Source organism: Brevundimonas sp. (assembly GCF_046299535.1).
Classification (GTDB): Bacteria; Pseudomonadota; Alphaproteobacteria; order Caulobacterales; family Caulobacteraceae; genus Brevundimonas.
This window is the reverse complement of sequence record NZ_JBKBIB010000003.1, coordinates 89,902-107,606: the sequence shown is the minus strand read 5'-3', so window position 1 is coordinate 107,606 and position 17,705 is coordinate 89,902. Positions and strand designations below refer to the sequence as shown.

At 67.1% G+C, this 17,705-nt stretch carries 11 protein-coding genes; 4 read left to right on the top strand and 7 right to left on the bottom strand.

Annotation, left to right across the window (positions count from 1 at the left end; genetic code table 11):
* On the top strand, nt 1–468 hold a 468-nt coding region (locus ACK4FB_RS03265), incomplete at its 5' end, for a TlyA family RNA methyltransferase (RefSeq protein ID WP_409747801.1).
* Between the two features lie 30 nt (nt 469–498).
* On the opposite strand, the gene ileS is transcribed toward ACK4FB_RS03265, so the two are convergent.
* The 7 genes from ileS to ACK4FB_RS03230 all read right to left on the bottom strand — a co-directional run bounded on the left by ileS (nt 499) and on the right by ACK4FB_RS03230 (nt 11,625).
* A complete protein-coding gene (gene ileS / locus ACK4FB_RS03260; protein WP_409747799.1) occupies nt 499–3,363 on the bottom strand; it encodes an isoleucine--tRNA ligase in 2,865 nt (954 codons plus the stop codon).
* 177 nt (nt 3,364–3,540) lie between these two features.
* Nucleotides 3,541–3,882, bottom strand: a complete 342-nt coding sequence (locus ACK4FB_RS03255; protein WP_409747797.1) for a phage holin family protein — start codon at nt 3,880–3,882, stop codon at nt 3,541–3,543.
* A 56-nt stretch (nt 3,883–3,938) separates the two neighbouring features.
* Nucleotides 3,939–5,639: a glycoside hydrolase family 43 protein gene (locus ACK4FB_RS03250; RefSeq protein WP_409747794.1), complete on the bottom strand. Its 1,701-nt coding sequence runs from the start codon at nt 5,637–5,639 to the stop codon at nt 3,939–3,941.
* Between the two features lie 86 nt (nt 5,640–5,725).
* Nucleotides 5,726–7,237, bottom strand: a complete 1,512-nt coding sequence (locus ACK4FB_RS03245) for a tryptophan halogenase family protein (RefSeq protein WP_409747792.1) — start codon at nt 7,235–7,237, stop codon at nt 5,726–5,728.
* The gene (locus tag ACK4FB_RS03240; protein WP_409747790.1) at nt 7,234–8,766 is read right to left on the bottom strand and encodes a tryptophan halogenase family protein; all 1,533 of its coding nucleotides are present in this window, start codon (nt 8,764–8,766) and stop codon (nt 7,234–7,236) included. Before ACK4FB_RS03240 ends, ACK4FB_RS03245 begins: the two co-directional genes overlap by 4 nt.
* Nucleotides 8,753–10,105, bottom strand: a complete 1,353-nt coding sequence (locus tag ACK4FB_RS03235) for a tryptophan 7-halogenase (protein ID WP_409747788.1) — start codon at nt 10,103–10,105, stop codon at nt 8,753–8,755. The genes ACK4FB_RS03240 and ACK4FB_RS03235 overlap by 14 nt, the downstream gene beginning before the upstream one ends.
* A gap of 2 nt (nt 10,106–10,107) precedes the next feature.
* Nucleotides 10,108–11,625 (bottom strand): tryptophan halogenase family protein, encoded by a 1,518-nt coding sequence (locus tag ACK4FB_RS03230; RefSeq protein WP_409747786.1) that lies wholly within the window; start codon nt 11,623–11,625, stop codon nt 10,108–10,110.
* Between the two features lie 363 nt (nt 11,626–11,988).
* Here ACK4FB_RS03230 and ACK4FB_RS03225 point away from each other — a divergent pair, with 363 nt between their 5' ends.
* From ACK4FB_RS03225 to ACK4FB_RS03215, 3 genes are all read left to right on the top strand, one after another.
* Complete coding sequence (locus ACK4FB_RS03225) at nt 11,989–15,138, top strand: TonB-dependent receptor (protein WP_409747784.1); 3,150 nt, start codon at nt 11,989–11,991, stop codon at nt 15,136–15,138.
* 104 nt (nt 15,139–15,242) lie between these two features.
* Nucleotides 15,243–16,556 carry a cation:proton antiporter gene (locus tag ACK4FB_RS03220; protein WP_409747782.1) on the top strand — a complete coding sequence of 438 codons (1,314 nt, stop codon included), beginning with the start codon at nt 15,243–15,245 and terminating at the stop codon, nt 16,554–16,556.
* Nucleotides 16,553–17,698, top strand: a complete 1,146-nt coding sequence (locus ACK4FB_RS03215; protein WP_409747780.1) for an endo-1,4-beta-xylanase — start codon at nt 16,553–16,555, stop codon at nt 17,696–17,698. Before ACK4FB_RS03220 ends, ACK4FB_RS03215 begins: the two co-directional genes overlap by 4 nt.
* The last annotated feature ends 7 nt before the right edge of the window (nt 17,699–17,705 follow it).

Here is a 17,705-nt window from a genome sequence, read left to right as displayed (position 1 = left end):
ACCGGCGGCTTCACCGAGGTGTGTCTGGAGCGCGGCGCCGCGCAGGTCTACGCCGTGGATGTGGGCCACGCCCAGATGCACCCGGCGGTGGCCGACGACCCGCGCGTGGTCAATCTGGAGAGGACCGACGCTCGTACCCTGACGCCGGACATCATCGACCGGGCGCCCGAGCTGATCGTCTGCGACGTCAGCTTCATCGGCCTGGCCAAGGTGCTGCCGGCGCCCCTGTCGCTGGCGGCGCCGGGGGCGGATCTGGTCACCCTGGTCAAGCCGCAGTTCGAGATGGAGAGCCGGGGCGAGGTGGGCCGCAAGGGCGTGGTGCGTGACGCCGAGGCGCGGGCCGCCGCTCTGGACCGCGCCGTGGCCTGGCTGGGCGAACAGGGCTGGACCGTGCGCGAGACCACGGACAGCCCCATCACGGGCGGCGACGGCAATCGCGAGTATCTGGTCTGGGCGACCCGGGCCTGATCGGGCGGCCCGCAGGCCGCCCGACTGGACTCAGGCTGCGGCGTCGATGGCCGCGACCGCATCCTCGCACCGGCCGCACAGGCCGCTGGATTCGCTGAAGTCCGGCATGCGGCGCCAGCAGCGGCGGCATTTGGGATGGTCGGCGACCTTGACCGTGACCGCCGTTTCACCGGCCGACAGCTCGGCGCCGGAGGTGCGGAACACCTCGGCCGGGTCCAGACCGTCGAAGGCGCTGATGCCGTCCGCGGGGGCCGTGACCGAGGGCCACGCGTCCAGAGCGCCGCCGATCAGCTTGTCGCGGCGGGCGGCCTCCAAGGCGTCGTTGACCTCTTCCAGCACCGTGTCGACCGTGGCCCAGCGCGCCGCCTCGACCGTGTTCTCCCACTCCGCGGGCGTCGCCGGGATGACGCGGGCGCAGTTGGAGCCCGCATCGGGGAAGCGGGTGGTCCAGGCCTCCTCCATGGTGAAGGGGGTCAGGGGGGCCAGCCAGGCCGTGAGGCGGGTGAAGACCTCGTCCATGACGGTGCGCACGGCCCGGCGCTTGATGCTGTCCGGGCGGTCGCAGTACAGACTGTCCTTGCGGATGTCGAAATAGAGCGCCGACAGATCGCCGGAGCAGAACTCCAGCACCGGGCGCACCACGTCCTGGAAGTCGTAGCGGGCGTAGGCGGCGCGCACCTGGCCGTCCAGTTCCCACAGGCGGTGCAGGATGTAGCGCTCCAGCGGCGGGAACTGGTCCAGGTCGGTCAGGCGCTCGGCCTCGTCGAAGCCGTTAAGGGCGCCCAGCAGATAGCGGACGGTGTTCCGCAGCTTGCGATAGGCGTCCACCGTGGTCTGCAGGATCTGCTTTCCGATCCGCTGGTCCTCGGCGTAGTCCACCACCGACACCCACAGGCGCAGGATGTCGGCGCCGGACTCGTTGATGACGGTCAGGGGATTGACGGTGTTGCCCTTGGACTTGGACATCTTCTCCCCGTTCTCGTCCAGGGTGAAGCCGTGGGTGAGAACCGCCTCATAGGGCGCGCGGCCGCGGGTGCCGCAGGCCTCCAGCAGGGACGACTGGAACCAGCCGCGGTGCTGGTCGGAGCCTTCCAGATAGAGGTCGGCGGGCCATTTTGAATCTTCGCGGTCCTCGATGGTGAAGGCGTGGGTGCAGCCGGAGTCGAACCAGACGTCGAGGATGTCCTCGACCTTCTCGTAGCGGTCCTGGTCGTGGCCGGCGCCCAGAAAGTCGCTGTCGGGACGGGTGAACCAGGCGTCGGCGCCCTCGGCCTGGACGGCCTCGACGATGCGGGCGTCCACGGCGTCGTCGTGCAGGGGCTGGCCGGTCTGCTTGTCCACGAACATGGCCAGGGGCGTGCCCCAGGCGCGCTGGCGGCTGATCAGCCAGTCGGGACGCGTCTCGACCATGGAGCGGATGCGGTTGCGCCCGCCCGCCGGGTGGAAGGTGGTGGCGTCGATGGCGGCCAGGGCCTTGTCGCGCAGGCCGGTCTCGCCGTCGAGGCGGACGAACCACTGGGGGGTGTTGCGGAAGATCACCGGGGCCTTTGAGCGCCAGCTGTGGGGATAGGAATGCTCCATCCGTCCGCGGGCCAGCAAGGTCCCGGCCTCGATCAGCTTTTCGATCACCGCGGGGTTGGCCGGGCCGAATTTGCCGGTCTTCTTGCCCTCGGTCTCCAGCACCTTGAGGCCGCCGAACAGGGGCACGTGCTCAAAGTAGGCGCCGTCGGGATCGACGGTGTCGGGGATCTCGTGATGGCCGTGAGCGCGCCAGACCTCATAGTCGTCCGCGCCGTGGCCGGGGGCGGTGTGCACGAAGCCGGTGCCCGCCTCATCGGTCACATGGTCGCCGGCCAACAGCGGCACCGAATAGCCGAAGCCGGGGTGCAGGGCGGCCAGCGGGTGGGCGCACTCCAGACCGGAGGGATTGACCGCGTCGACGCGGGTCCATGTGGCGATCTTCGCCGCCTTGAACACCTCTTCGGCCAGCTTGTCGGCGAGGATCAGGCGGTCGCCGGGTTTGGCCCAGGGCTCGAACTCCAGCCCTTCCTCCATCGCGACCACTTCATACAGGGCGTAGTCGATCTCGGGGCCGTAGCTGATGGCGCGGTTGGCCGGGATGGTCCACGGCGTGGTGGTCCAGATGACGATGGCGGGCGTGGCGTGGCGGAAGGCCAGCAGGTCGTCGGGATGATCGTCCGTGGCGCCGGTGACCGGGAATTTGACCCAGATCGTGGGGCTGTTGTGCTCGTGGTACTCGATCTCGGCGTCGGCCAGGGCCGTGCGCTCCACCGGCGACCACATGACGGGCTTGGAGCCGCGATAGAGCTGGCCCGAGTTCTTGAATTTGTGGAATTCCCGCACGATGGCCGCCTCGGTGGCGAAGTCCATGGTGGCGTAGCGGCCGTCCCAGTTTCCGATCACGCCCAGGCGCTTGAACTGCTCGCGCTGCACGTCGATCCAGCCGGCGGCGTAGTCGCGACAGGCCTGACGGAACTCAGCCTTGGACACCTCGTCCTTCCGGCGGCCTTTCGCCCGGAACTGCTCCTCGATCTTCCACTCGATGGGCAGGCCGTGGCAGTCCCAGCCGGGGACGTAGTCTACATCGTTGCCCAGCAGAAACTGCGAGCGGACCACGAAGTCCTTGAGGGTCTTGTTCAGCGCATGGCCGATGTGGATGTCGCCGTTGGCGTAGGGCGGGCCGTCGTGCAGCACGAACAGGGGTGCGCCCTCGGCCTGACGCTGCTTGCGCAGGTCGGCGTAGAGGTCGCCCCAGGCGGCCAGGATCTCCGGCTCCTTTTTCGGCAGACCGCCGCGCATGGGGAACGGGGTGTCGGGCAGGAAGACGGTGTCGCGATAGTCGCGGTCTTCATGAGTCTGGGGGGCGTCGGCCATGGGTGTCTCAGGCTTTGATCGTGGTTGCGCGAGTGATCTGTCGAACCCGGCGTGCGTGGGGCGAGGCCCTGAAACGCTACGCCGGGCGGCGAATCGAGATCACGATAATGGGCGCGCGAACCAGCATGGGCGCGGTCTAGCAGGCGCGCCCGCGTGAAGCCAGTCCGGGAAGGACGCTCAGTCGCGGATGAAGGCGCCGGCGATCCAGCTGACCACGCCCGTGACCACGGCGGCCCAGATGGCGGGCCAGAAGCCGCTGACCGTGAAGCCGTCGAAGAAGGCCGAGGCCAGGCCGATCATGGCGGCGTTCACCACAAGCAGGAACAGGCCCAGGGTGATGACCGTGATGGGGAAGGTGATGATCACCAGAATAGGCCGGATCACCGCATTGATCAGGCCCAGCACCAGGGCGGCCAGGATCAGCACGGTGGTGTTGCGGAACTCGATGCCCGCGATCAGAACCGACGACAACCACAGCCCCAGGGCCGTGACCAGCCACTGGACGATGAAACGGACCATGAGGGCCTCCCTTTGAACCGGCGCGAGCATAGCGCGCGCCGGCGGGATTGGCTGCATCAATCGGCGGGGCCGGCGGGCGAATAGGCGTAGGCCCCGAACACCGACCCGACGAAGCCGCCGGCGGTGCGGGTGCTGAGGATGCTGGCGTCGCCGTCGGTGACCAGCGGCGTCCAGTCGCCGTCCGGCGCGGCGAAGGCCAGGTCGATCTCGCCCACATCCACACTGGCGCGCAGACGCAGGGGTTCGCCGGGGGCCAGGGGCAGGGGGGCGGAAGCGACGATGACGCCGCGCGCCGGATCGTCCGGCCCGGCCCGGCGCTCAACCAGCACCACGTCCTGACCTTCATGGCGGCCGACGCCGATGAACCACCAGAAGTCATCGCTCTGGAAGGCGGCGAGGCCCGCGCGGTCGCCGTCATGGGCGGGAGTGAAACGCACCTCGGTGGAAGCGGCCGCGGTCATGTGCTGCTGACGGCGGGCGGCGAAGGACGGATTGGCCATGTCGCCCAGCCCTTGCGGCCGGGCGCTCAGGTGCAGGGCGCCGTCCGAGACACGGAACCAGTCCGAGCGCGGATTGCGAACCGTGAGCCAGTGGATGGGCAGGGTGTCGCCGTCGAAGGACTCGTTGACGCTGAACGGGCCGGTGGTGGGCAGGTCGGGCGCGGGCTGTTGCGGCAGATCGGGGCGGTCCAGCACGTGGGGGATGACCTCGCCCGGCGCGGTGATGCGGGGCCAGCCGTTCTCCCACGTCACGGGCATCAGGAAGGTTTCGCGACCGGTGTTGTAGAAGTCGTCGCCATAGGGGCGCACGGCCAGGAAGGTGGCCCACCAGTCGCCGTCAGGGGTCTGGACCAGGTCGGCGTGGCCCGCCGAGGTGATGGGGAAGTCCCGGTCGCGCGGCAGGTCGCGCTGGGTCAGGAAGGGATTGTCCGGGTCGGGCGTGTAGGGTCCGTCGGGCCGGTCGGCCACCAGGGCGACCTGGGAGTGGGCCTCGGCGGTGCCGCCCTCGGCCGCGGTCAGCACATAGCGGCCGTCGATCTTGTAGATGTGGGGCCCCTCGATCCAGATGGGCTGGGTGGAGAAGTCCACGCCGCCGTCCACCAGCAGGGTGCGCGGGCCATGGGTGGACAGGGTCTCCAGATCGAAGCGCTGGATCCAGATGGCGCGGTGGCCGTCGTATTCCGGCTCGCGGTCCGGCGGGCCGTTGTTGAGGATCCAGGCCGAGCCGTCCTCGTCGATGAACAGGGCCGGGTCGATGCCGCCCGCCAGATCCGGCAGCCATGCCGGGTCGGACCACGGCCCCGCCGGATCGGTGGCGGTGATGACGAAATTGTCGCCGCAGTCCACGCAGGTGTTCAGGATGTAGAACGTCCCCTCGTGGTGCTCGATGGTCGGGGCGAACAGGCCGCGCGACAGGCCGAGAGTCCCGAAATCCACCTGGTCCGGCCGGTCGATGGCGTTGCCGATCTGGGTCCAGTTGACCAGATCGCGGCTGTGGAACACGGGCAGGCCGGGGAAGTAGGCGAAGGTGGAGGTGACCAGATAATAGTCCTCGCCCGCCCGGGTGTTGGACGGGTCGGGATAGAAGCCGGACAGGATCGGATTGCGGAACTGGCCGGGGCCGGGCTGGACCACCGCGTGTTCCGGGTCGGCGCCCTCATAGGCGAACCAGTCGAAGCGTGCGGTGGGGGCGTCCTGCGCGAAGGCGGGCGCACCAACGGCGAGGCTGCCCGCGAGGGCGATTATGGCATGTTTCATGATGTCCTCCCGCGCCGCCGGGCGGCGTCATTGTTAGCGCTATCATGTAAGCTCACGGAGCCCCTGTCCAGTCATCGCGCCGAACTTCACCCCGCCGCGCAGTTGTTGCGGATGAACTCGGTCTGCAGGGGCATGTAGTCGGCGGAGGTGCGCATGACGCGGCGGATTTCCTCGAGGCGGGCGCGGGTCTCGTCCAGGCTGAGGACGTCGGCGACGGGGTCGTAACCTCGCGCCTTGAGGCCCTGGCCGACCATGACGGCCATCCAGCTGGTGTCGTTGAACAGCTCGTCGTTCTCGCGGAAGATCCGGCCGTAGCCCTCGAACAGGCGGTATTTTTCCTTGAGGCTGTCGGGCACGTCCATGGTGCGGCAGCGGTCCCAGAACGGCGTGTCGTCCCGTTCGGTCAGGTGGTAGTGCAGGATGATGAAGTCGCGGACCTGCTCCATTTCGAGTTGGGTCATGCGGTTGTAGCGTTCGCGGTCGGCGGCCTCGAAGCGCTTGTCCGGGAACATCTGCATCAGCTTGGCGACGCCGCTCTGGATCAGGTGAATGCTGGTGGACTCCAGCGGCTCGATGAAACCTGAGGACAGGCCGATGGCCACCACATTGCCCACCCAGGCCTGTTTCCGGCGTCCGGTGACGAAGCGCAGGAAGCGCGGGTCGGCCAGAGGCTTGCCGTCGAGATTTGAAAGTAGGGTCCCGGCGGCTTCATCGTCTGTGATGTGGTTGCTGGAATAGACATAGCCGTTGCCGATGCGGTGCTGCAGCGGGATGCGCCATTGCCAGCCTGCGTCCCGGGCGGTGGAGCGGGTGTAGGGGGTGAAATCGGGCCCGCTTTCGCAGGGCACGGCGACCGCCCGGTCGCAGGGCAGCCAGTGGGTCCAGTCCTCATATCCTGCCTTGAGTGTCTGCTCGATCAACAGGCCCCGGAAGCCGGAACAGTCGATGAACAGCTCGCCCTCGATGCGTTCGCCGCTTTCCAGCTGCACCGCCTCTATGAAGCCGTCCTCGCCGCGCTGTTCCACATGGACCACCTTGCCCTCGCGGCGGATCACCCCCTGTTCCTCGGCGAAGCCGCGCAGGAAGCGGGCGTAGAGGCCGGCGTCGAAATGAAAGGCGTAGTCAATGCTCGACAGGGGTGACCGGCCCGCGTCGATGGCGCGCATGAACTTGTTGTCCGCCGCCGCAACAGCCTGGAGCGAGTAGTCCTCCAGCCGGTGCGGATCGCCCGCAAGGTGAAGCCGCTGCCAGTAGGCGTGGAAGGACACCCCCTCCATGTCCACGCCGAACGGGCCGAAGGGGTGGAAATAGGTGTGGCCCTTTCGGCCCCAGTCCACGAACTGGATGCCCAGCTTGAACGATCCCCGGGTCTGGCGAATGAACTCGTCTTCGTTGAGGCCCAGCATGCGGTTGTAGATGCCGATCTGGGGGATGGTGGCCTCGCCTACACCCACGATGCCGATCTCGTCGGACTCCACCAGGGTGATGTCGGCGTAATCGCGGCCCAGAAGCCTGGCCATGGCGGCGGCGGTCATCCAGCCTGCCGTGCCGCCGCCGACGATGACGATCTTCCGGATACGATGGTCGGTCTGGGTCATGCAGCCTCAGGCGGGTTCGGGGTCGGGGCCGCGCAGTGCCGGGCCAGGAATTCGGCGTGGTCGGGCATGGCGTCAGCCGCAACACGTACCGCGCGGCGCATTTCCTCCAGGGCCCTGGCGACGCCGGCCTCCGGCAGCGAATCGACCAGGGGATCGTAGCGTTCGGGCATGACGTTCTGGCCGATCAGCACAGCCAGCCAGCTGGACTCTGCGAACAGTTCGTCTTCATGGCGGAAGAAGGCGCCGGCGCTCCTGAACAGTTCCAGCTTCCGCCGCAGGCTGTCGGGAATCTCCATGGTCCGCGCATGGTCCCAGAGGTCCTCACCGGTGCGTTCATTGGCGTGGTAGTGCAGGATAATGAAGTCGCGGATCTGCTCGATCTGCACATTCGTCAGGCGGTTGTATTCCTCGATCGCCACCGGGTCGAAGCCCTGGTGCGGGAACAGGGCCAGCAGCTTGGTGATGCCTGCCTGAATCAGGTGGATCGACGTGGACTCCAGCGGCTCGAGAAAGCCCGACGCCAGACCCAGGGCGACGCAGTTCTTGACCCAGGCCTTTTTCCGTCTTCCCGCGCGGAAATGCAGTAGCCGGGGCTCGGTCATGGCCCTCCCGTCGAGGTTGGCCATCAGGGTTTCGGCGGCGGCCTCATCGGAGATATGGGCGCTGGAATAGACATAGCCGGTTCCAACCCTGTGCTGCAGGGGGATGCGCCACTGCCAGCCCCCCTCGCGCGCCGTGGACCGGGTGAAGGGCGAGATGGCGTTCTCGTTCAGACACTGCACCGCCACGGCCCGATCACACGGCAGCCAGTGATTCCAGTCCTCGAACCCGGCCTTGAGGGTCTGCTCGATCAGAAGGCCGCGGAAGCCCGTGCAGTCGATGAACAGCTCGCCCTCAATGCGCCGGCCGTCCTCCAGCACGACGGCGTCGATGAAGCCGTCGTCTGGACGCTGCTCGACGGACTGGATCTTGCCTTCCGTGCGGACGACGCCCCTCTGTTCGGCATAGGCGCGCAGGAAGCGGGCGTAGCGGGAGGCGTCGAAGTGATAGGCCCAGACCACGTTGGTGAGCGGAGAGCGCATCTGGGGCGGCACGGCGCCGAAGCGATTGAGGCGGGCGGCCACGTCGCAAAGGTTGTAGTCGCCGAATGCTGAAGCGCGGCCCTCGCGCTGCATCTTCAGCCAGATCTGATGAAACTTGACCCCTTCCGCATCAGCGCCGAAGGGGCCGAAGGGGTGCAGATACCTGTGGCCCGGCCGGGTCCAGTCCACGAACTCGATGGCCAGCTTGTACGATCCACCGGTGGCCTTGAGGAATTCGCGTTCGTCGATCCCCAGCATCGCGTTGAAGGTGCGGATCGGCGGAATGGTGGCCTCGCCCACGCCGACGGTTCCGATGGCGTCGGACTCCACCAGAGTGATGCGCGTGACGCCATTGGCGGTCAGCCGCGACAGGGCGGCGGCGGCCATCCACCCCGCTGTGCCCCCGCCGACGATGACGATGTTACGGATCAGATCAGTCTGGATCATGCGCCTGAACGTTCACAGGACGGCAGGACGGCAGGACGGCGGCGGTCGAGGCGGCCATATGGCGAATGCGGTCGGCGCGAGCGGCGAGCATGGCGAGATCCAGCGCGTCAGTCAGAGGGTCGTGCCGTCGCGGCCTCAGGCCCGAGGCCAGCAGCGCGGCGGCGGTGAACCCGGCTGTGAAGCCTTCGTGCTCACGGCGGCTGACGCGACCCCGGCTTTCGAAAAGCGCCACGCGATGCGCGGCGGCGTCGGGAAGGGTGACGCCGGAGGGGCGTATCAGCACAAGGCCGAGATCGCGGTCAGCCTCCACCTCGGCGATCATCAGGCGGTTGAACTCTCGGGCCTCCTCCACACCCCCGGCGCTGGCGGGCCACAGGGCGATCAGATGGCCGGCCGCGCGGTGGATCAGTTGGAGGGCGCCGGCGCCCAGCGGCGGCGACACGTGGGCGGCCGCGCCCACGGCGATCACATTACGGTCCCAGAAGGATTGGCGCCGTCCGGGGACGAAAAGCGTACCTCCCCCGTCCTTTGTCAGCCTGATGCGCACCTGCCGCCCGGGCAGAGGCGCGGTGCGGCTGAGCGTCGCTTCGCCGTTCCGGAAATCAAGATGCACGAGGGGAACCGTCCGGGCGTTCTCGATCTCCACCCGGACCCGGTCGAGCGGAAACAGCGAGGCCCAGGGCAGGAAGGGCGCGTCCGTCAGAAGGCCCTGCGCTCCGCTTGCGTCGATGAAGAAGTCGCCGCTCACAGACGCGCCGTCCTGCAGGGCCACCGCCTCCACGCGGCCGTCGGCGCCACGCTGCGTCCCGGTGACCGCGCCGGATCGCACCGCCACACCCAGGGCTTGCGCCTGGCTGCGGAGCAGGGCGGCATAGGGCTCCGCTTCGAGGCTGAGGCCGTAGTCCAGTGTGGACAGGAATGACGCCGGGTCGGGGGAGGGGGGCGCGAAGCGACCCAGCCGCGCCGCCTGGGCCGCCAGCGAATACTCGGCCAGGGCGTCCAGGTGCCCCAGCCGGGCCAGTTGCTGGTGAAACGCCACAGGGCCAATGTCTGCGCCAATCTGACCGAACGGTGCGAAGCCGCTCTCCTTGTCTGGGCCATCGAAGCTGAAGCCCAGAACCGGCGCGGCGCAGGCCATGACTTCTGCGGCGGCGAGGCCGAGCATGGCGTGCTGGCGGCGGATAGCAGGCGGCGCGACCATGGCGGGGCCGAAGGGATCCACATCGTCCGGCGAGCGGTGGGCGATGACCGTGACCCGTGTGGGCGCATGACGGGCGAGGGCCAGAGCCATGATCCAGGCGGCGGGGCCGTCGCCTACGATGACGGATTCCGTGACCATGCTCAGGCCTCGGCCATGACGGCGGCGCGGGCGGCGCCAAGAACGTCGGCGTGGCGAGGCTGGCGCTCGGCTAGGGCGGCGATGCGGCGGCGCTGGTCGTCCAGACCGGCGCGTGCGGCGGCAAGGTCCAGGCCGTCCAGACGCGGGTCCCATCGGCGGGGCATGATATTCTGGCCCACATAGACCGCGACCCAACTGGGATGCAGGAAGACCCCATGCTCGTAGGCGGCCACCACGCCGCGCTCACGGAACAACTCCATCTTCGAGGCCAGGGAATCGGGGATGGTCATGGTGCGGCAGTGATTCCAGAACTCCGAATCGTCGCGCGTGGTGGCGTGATAGTGCAGCACCAGAAAGTCGCGGATGCGCTCGTACTCCATGTCCATGGTGCGGTTGAACTCTGCGGCGTCAGCCGGGTCCCATTCACCGGTGGGAAACAGGTCGAGCAGATAGCCGATGGCCGCCTGGATCAGGTGGATGGAGGTGGACTCCAGCGGCTCCAGAAAGCCCGACGAGAGACCGATCGCCACACAGTTGCGGTTCCACTGAAGCTTCCGCTTGCCGGTCTGGAACCGGAGGTGGTTGGGCGGGGCCAGTGCGGCGCCCTCAAGTTGGTCCCGAAGCATGGTCTCGGCCATGTCATCGTCCATAAAGGCGCTGCAATAGACATGGCCGTTGCCCACGCGGTGCTGCAGCGGGATGCGCCATATCCAGCCCGCTTTCTGCGCGGTGGCGCGGGTGGCGGGTGGGAATGCGCCGCCGTGCTCGCAAGGCAGAGCCACGGCCCGGTCGCAGGGGAGCCAGCGGGTCCAGTCTTGATAGCCGGTCTTCATGGCCTGCTCGATGACCAGGCCCCGGAAGCCGGAGCAGTCAATGACCAGGTCGGCGTCGATGCGCTCGCCACTCTCAAGCGTCACATGGGTGACGAAACCGGTCTCCCCGTGCAGGGCGACGTCGGCGATGCGGCCCTCGGTGCGCACCACGCCCCGCGCCTCGGAATAGCGTCGCAGATACGCCGCGTAGAGCGCGGCGTCGAACTGGTAGGCGTAGGAGAAAGTCGACAGGGGCGAGGCTGGATCGGTCGAGGGATGGGTGAAGCGCTCGCGTCGCGCCAGGGCGACGGGCAGGCTGTAATTTTCCAGAGTTTCGGGCGCGCCGGCGCGGGTCCACAGATGGTGGAACAGTTCGGCCTCATGGGCGGCGGGATCGACGCCGTAGGCCCCGAATGGATGTATGTAGCTGTCACCCAACCGGCCCCAGTCGCGGAACTCGATGCCCAGCTTGAAGGTGGCATGGGTGCGGGACAGGAAGTCCGGCTCGTGGATTCCCAGGCGGGTGTTGAAGTGGCGGATATGGGGAAGGGTGGACTCCCCGACGCCCACGGTGCCGATGGCTTCGGATTCCACCAGGCGGATGTGGAGACCCAGTCCCTTGAGCGATTCGGACAAGGCGGCCGCGGTCATCCAGCCGGCTGTTCCGCCGCCGACGACCAGAACGCGCCTGATGCATTTGTCCGACATGCTGTCGCGCTCTCCCCACAGCGCTTTCTTTCCATCTATGGGCAGAAAAAAGGCGGGGTCAATGGCGTCTGTCGGTGCTGGGTTGGTCGGTAAACGCCTCTTTATAAAGGGGGTGGGTGGATAGGCAGGAACTTCGAGGGTGCGGCATGGCTGAAATGCGGCGGCCATTACGTCAGGGAAAGGAGGGCTTGCGGAGGTCTAAAAGCTGGGCTACGACTTCATTAATCAGACATTTGGCGTCGCCGTACGTTGGTAGCGCTAACATAAAGAAAATGCTGGGGAGGAAATCGGGTGCATACTTCAGGAAACATGCGGGCGGACTCTGTCCGCTTCGGAGCGGGGCTAAAGGCAGGGGCTTCGGTTATGGCCATCACGGCCATGCTGGCCGCCGCGCCGGCCTTGGCGCAGGATGCGCAGCCAGACGGCGCTACGGAGGTCGAGGAAGTCGTCGTGACAGGGATCCGCTCAAGCCTGCGCAGCTCGCAGGCCATCAAGCGGGACTCGGAGGTCTTTGTTGATTCCATCACCGCCGAGGATATCGGCGCCTTGCCCGACCGCAGCGTCACCGAGGCGCTTCAGCGGATTCCGGGCGTGTCCATCGACCGCTTCCGGGCCGGTGTTGACCCGGACCACTTCTCCATCGAGGGCTCGGGCGTCGTGGTGCGCGGCCTGACCTGGGTGCGCAGCGAGCTGAACGGTCGCGACACCTTCAGCGCCACCAACGGCCGGGGCCTCAGCTTCCAGGACGTGCCGTCCGAGCTTATGGGCGGCGTGGACGTGTTCAAGAACCAGTCCGCCGACATGATCGAGGGCGGGATCTCGGGCAGCATCAACTTGCGCACCCGTGTGCCGTTCGATGCGCCGGGCCGCGTTCTGGCGGGGTCGATCGAGGGCAGCTACGGCGACTTCGCCAAGGAATGGACGCCCACCTACTCGGCCCTGTGGAGCGACCGTTTCGACACCGAAGTGGGTGAATTCGGTCTGTTGCTGAACTTCGTGAACTCCGAACTGATCGCCCGAAGCGACGGCCAGCAGATTTCCAACTTCGGGCCGCGCACGCTGTACGCCAACGGCGACGTGGTGGGGCCGGACGGCACGGAAGTGGGCTCGGTCTGGTTCCCGCGCGGCGCAGCCATGCGCACGCAAACCTTCGAGCGGGAGCGTCAGGGTTATGCCGCCGCCGGCCAGTGGCGGAGCCCTGACCGGACCATGGTCGCCACCGCCCAGTTCATGCGGTCGGACTCGACCCAGTCGTGGACGGAATATGCGATCGAGATCGCCACGGACAATGTCACCGACAACGGGGACTCCCGCGCCCTGCAGGGCACCCAGTTGAATTTTGGTCCCGGCGGGGTGTTCACCGACGGCGTGATCACCGGCCGCACCGGCTGGCGCGCGGACCAGAACAACGGCAACCCGCGGGTGCCGGACTGGGGGTTGCAGAGCAACAACATCCGCCGCGACCAGTGGCAGCGCTACATCACCACCGATGTCGGGTTCAATCTGGTCTACACGCCCACGGAGCGGGTGCGGATGAACCTGGATTACCAGTTCGTGGATTCGACCGTGGAGGTCGAGGACAACACGCTCTGGAACTCCACCTATCAGAACGCCTCGATCGAACTGCGCGGGTCGCGCATTCCTATCGTCACCTTCGAGAATCCCCGCCGTCTGTGGAGCGGGGACGCGAATCCTGACGATCCGGCGCAGGGGACGCCGGGCACGCCTTGCAACGTCACTGCGCAGCATTGTCCGAACTACCCGGGTTTCACTGACCTTGGTGCGCCGGGCGCGACCTTCACCCGGTCGGCCATGGACCACTACGAGGACAGCGAGGGCACCCTGCACGCCCTGCGGTTCGACTACGATTACGCGTTCCCGGACAGCAACTGGATCGATTCGATCCGCTTCGGGGTCCGGGGCGCTGTTCGGGATCAGACGACCCGGTTCAGCGCCTATAACTGGGGCGTCATCAGCGAGCAGTGGGGCGGTGAGCCCGGCGGACCGCGGTGGCTGGACGGTTCGGTGGCTGGTCTCGGCGCCTTGGCCGACTATCACAGCCCGTTCGACTTCGGGAACTTCATGCGGGGGCAGGTCCCCGTTCCCACAGGCGGTCAGTCGCGGCTGTTCTGGAACACCAGCGCCATCAACGACTATCAGCGCCTGATCGATTACGCTCTTGGCGTGGGCGACAGCTGGCGTGATCGCCTGAACGAGGAGGGCTGCCAGCAAAACTGGGTGCCGGCTTTCATGCGATGCGACGCCATCGCAGGCACTCCTTTCCTGCCGCAGGAAATCAACCCGATGGAGGAGATCACGCGGTCGGCCTACGGGATGCTGCGCTTCCGGACGGACCTGAACAACGGCGCCGAGCTGAGCGGCAACGTGGGCCTGCGCTACACCCGTACGGATCGCACGACCGAAGGTTTCCGCGCTTTCACCTTCGTGTCCTTCCCGTCGGAGGCGGAGTGCGCTGCGGTGCCGCCAGACCAGGCCCCGCCGACCTTCTGCACCTTCGCGCCGGACGTGCGGCAGGGAGCCCGAAACTTCGCGAACGGTTCGATCTCGGCCGTGGATACCCGCAGCGATTACGACTACTGGCTGCCGAGCCTGAATGTCCGCCTGCGGCTCGACAACGGGCTTCAGTTCCGCTTCGGCGCTTCCCGAGCCATAACGCCGCCTGATGTGGGCCTGACGCGCAACTACTACAACGTCACCCTGTCCGCCCTTGCGGAGAATGTGGTCGATGGCGAGCCGACGGGCCGGTTCACGGTGGGCAATCCCTATCTGAAGCCGATCCTGGCCACGAACTTCGACGCCTCGGTGGAGTACTACTTCGCGGACGTGGGTCAGTTGACCTTCTCGGTCTTCTACAAACGCCTGGAAGACGTCATCACCAACGGCGCGACGCGGCAGACCTTCACCAATAACGGCTCTTCCTTCGACGCCGTGGTGACGCAGCCGACGAACTCGGACGACACCGGCTCCGTGCGCGGATTTGAGGTCGCCTATCAGCAGACCTATGATTTCCTGCCGTCCCCTTGGGATGGTCTGGGGCTGAACGCGAACTACACCTTCGTGGACTCCGATGGCGTCGAGCAAAGCACGCTGTCCTCTACCGATCCGGACGTGGGAGCCGGCCGGGTGGCCAATGTCGATGTGAGCCTTCTGCCTCTGCAGGGTCTGTCGGAGCACACGGCCAATCTGGCGGTGTTCTACGAGAAGGGGCCTGTCTCGGCCCGCCTGGCCTACAGCTGGCGGTCGGAATTCCTGGTGACGACGCGGGACGTGATCGTGCCCTACGCGCCCATCATGCAGGAGGACACGGGCCAGCTCGACGGTTCGTTCTTCTACACCCTCAACGACAACTGGAAGCTCGGGGTGCAGGGCGTCAATCTGACGAACGAGATCACCCGCACGAGCCAGGTCCTTAACAATGACCTCCTGAGGGCCGGGCGATCGTGGTTCATGAACGACCGGCGCTTCACCGTGGTGCTGCGCGCGTCATTCTAATCCCGGACGGTCCAACTGGGGGCGTGTTCGTCGGTGCGCCGGCGAGCCGCCCCTTTTTCTTTCTCGTCCCCCGGCCCAATCTGGCCGGGTGATGGAGGGGCGTGATGACGGCCGCTGAAATGAGCGTGATCTTCTTCCTGCAGTTGGCCGTGATCCTGGCCGTCTGCCGGATCGTGGGTTGGGCCGCGAAGCGCTGGCTTGGCCAGCCGCAGGTGGTGGGCGAGATGATCGCGGGGGTCATCCTCGGGCCGTCGCTGTTCGGCCTGCTGGCGCCTGAAATCCAGGGCATGCTGTTTCCCGCGGAATCCCGAGACATCCTGTACGTCGGCGCACAGCTGGGCGTAGGCCTCTACATGTTCCTGGTGGGACTGGGGTTCCGCACGGATCACTTCCTGAGCCAGGCGAAAAGCGCCGCGGCGGTGTCCTTCGCCGGCACGGCGGCGCCATTCCTGCTGGCGGTGCTGATCACCCCATGGCTGCTCAACACGCCGGGCCTGTTCAGCGATCGGGCGACCTTGGCCCAGGCCATGCTGTTCATGGGCGCCGCCATCTCCATCACGGCCTTTCCCATGCTGGCGCGCATCATCCACGAGCGCGGGCTGTCGGGGACGCCGCTGGGGACGCTGTCCCTGTCGGCCGGGGCCATCGGCGACGCGGGCGCCTGGATCATCCTGGCCATCGTGCTGGCCAGTTTCGGCGCCGGCGCCGGCATGGCGATCACGGCGGTAGGCGGAGCCGCCCTGTTCATGGTGTTCATGACCACCATCGGGCGACGCCTGCTGGCCCGGCTCGGTGATCGCGCCGAGCGCGAGGGCGGCGTGGGACCGGGGCTGATGGCCGTGACCCTGATGCTGTTCGCCCTGTCGGCATTCGCCATGGACGCCATCGGCATTCACGCGGTGTTCGGCGGGTTCCTGCTGGGCGCGGTGATGCCCAGAGGCCTGTTCGCCGAACAGGTGCGCAAGCAACTGGAGCCCTTCACGGTGGTGGTGCTGCTGCCGCTGTTCTTCACCTATTCGGGCCTCAACACACAGCTGACGGCGGTAGACAGCTGGCCGTTGCTGGTCATCGCCCTGGTCGTGCTAGCCGGATCGGTGCTGACCAAGTTCGGCGCCTGCTGGGCGGCGGCGCGCCTGACGGGCCAGGACAACGCCACGGCGCTGGGCATCGGCGCCCTGATGAACGCGCGCGGTCTGATGGAACTGATCATCATCAACATCGGCCTGCAGCGCGGCCTGATCGGTCCGGCCCTGTTCTCCATCCTGGTGCTGATGGCCATCGTCACCACCCTGATGGCCTCGCCCCTGTTCGAGCGCGTCTATGGCCGCAAGGCCCGCGCGCGTGGCGAACTGGGCGACCTTGCTGACCCTGAACCCGGCGCGCCTCCCGGCGCCGCAAGCGTGAGAGAGACATCATGATCAATCGTCGTCAGGCCCTGACTTTGACAGCCGCCGGTCTGCTGGCCGCATGCGAGAGCGCGTCGGCGCAGGGAGAGACCCTGCCCACCCCCTCGTTGCACGATCTGGCGCAGGCCAAGGGCTTGCGTTTCGGCAGCGCCGTCGGCGCTGGTCAGCCGGGAACCGTCACAGCGTCCTTTGATGACCCGCGCTATCGCGAGATCCTCGCCCACGAGTGCGGCGTCCTGGTCCATGAGAATGAACTGAAATGGTATGTCCTGCGGCCTGACGCCTCCACCTTCGATTACGCCCGGGCGGACCGGATCATGGATTTCGCGACGGAGCACGGCATGGGCGTGCGGGGCCATACCCTGGTCTGGCACCATCCGCGCTGGTTCCCCGAATGGCTGGAGACCCACGACTACGGCGCGCGTCCCGCGGCCGAGGCCGAGCGCCTGGTGGTGGAGCACATCAACGCCATCGTCGACAGATACGGCGACCGCATCGATTCTTGGGACGTGGTCAACGAGACCGTGGACGAGAATACCGGGGCCCTGCGCGAGACGGCCCTGTCGCGCCATCTGGGCCATCAGGAAATCATCGACCTGTCCTTCCACACAGCCCGGGAGGCGGCGCCGAACGCCCAGCTGGTCTACAATGACTACATGAGCTGGGAAGCCGGCCACGAGCAGCATCAGGCCGGCGTTCTGCGCATGCTGGAAGGCATGAAGGCGCGCGGGGTGCCCATCGACGCCCTGGGAATCCAGAGCCACATCGGCTCGGGCAACAGCGACGACTCCGTCGGCTTCGATACGGCTCGCGAGGACAACTGGCGTCGCTTCATGGACGAGGTCACGGGCATGGGCCTGGACATCGTCATCAGCGAGTTCGACGTGCACGACAAGAACCTGCCCGCCGACATACCCTCCCGGGATCAGGCTGTGGCGGAGCTGGGGCGGCGATATCTTGATCTGATGCTCAGCTATCCGCAGACCAAGGATGTTCTGGCGTGGGGCATGATGGACTCCTACTCCTGGCTGCAGACTCACTGGGTGCGGCCGGACGGGATCGCCAAGCGACCCACGCCCTATGGCCCGGACTATCGTCCCAAGGCCCTGCGCCAGGCCATCGCCGACGCCTTCATCGCCGCCCCGGCGCGCTAGGTCATTC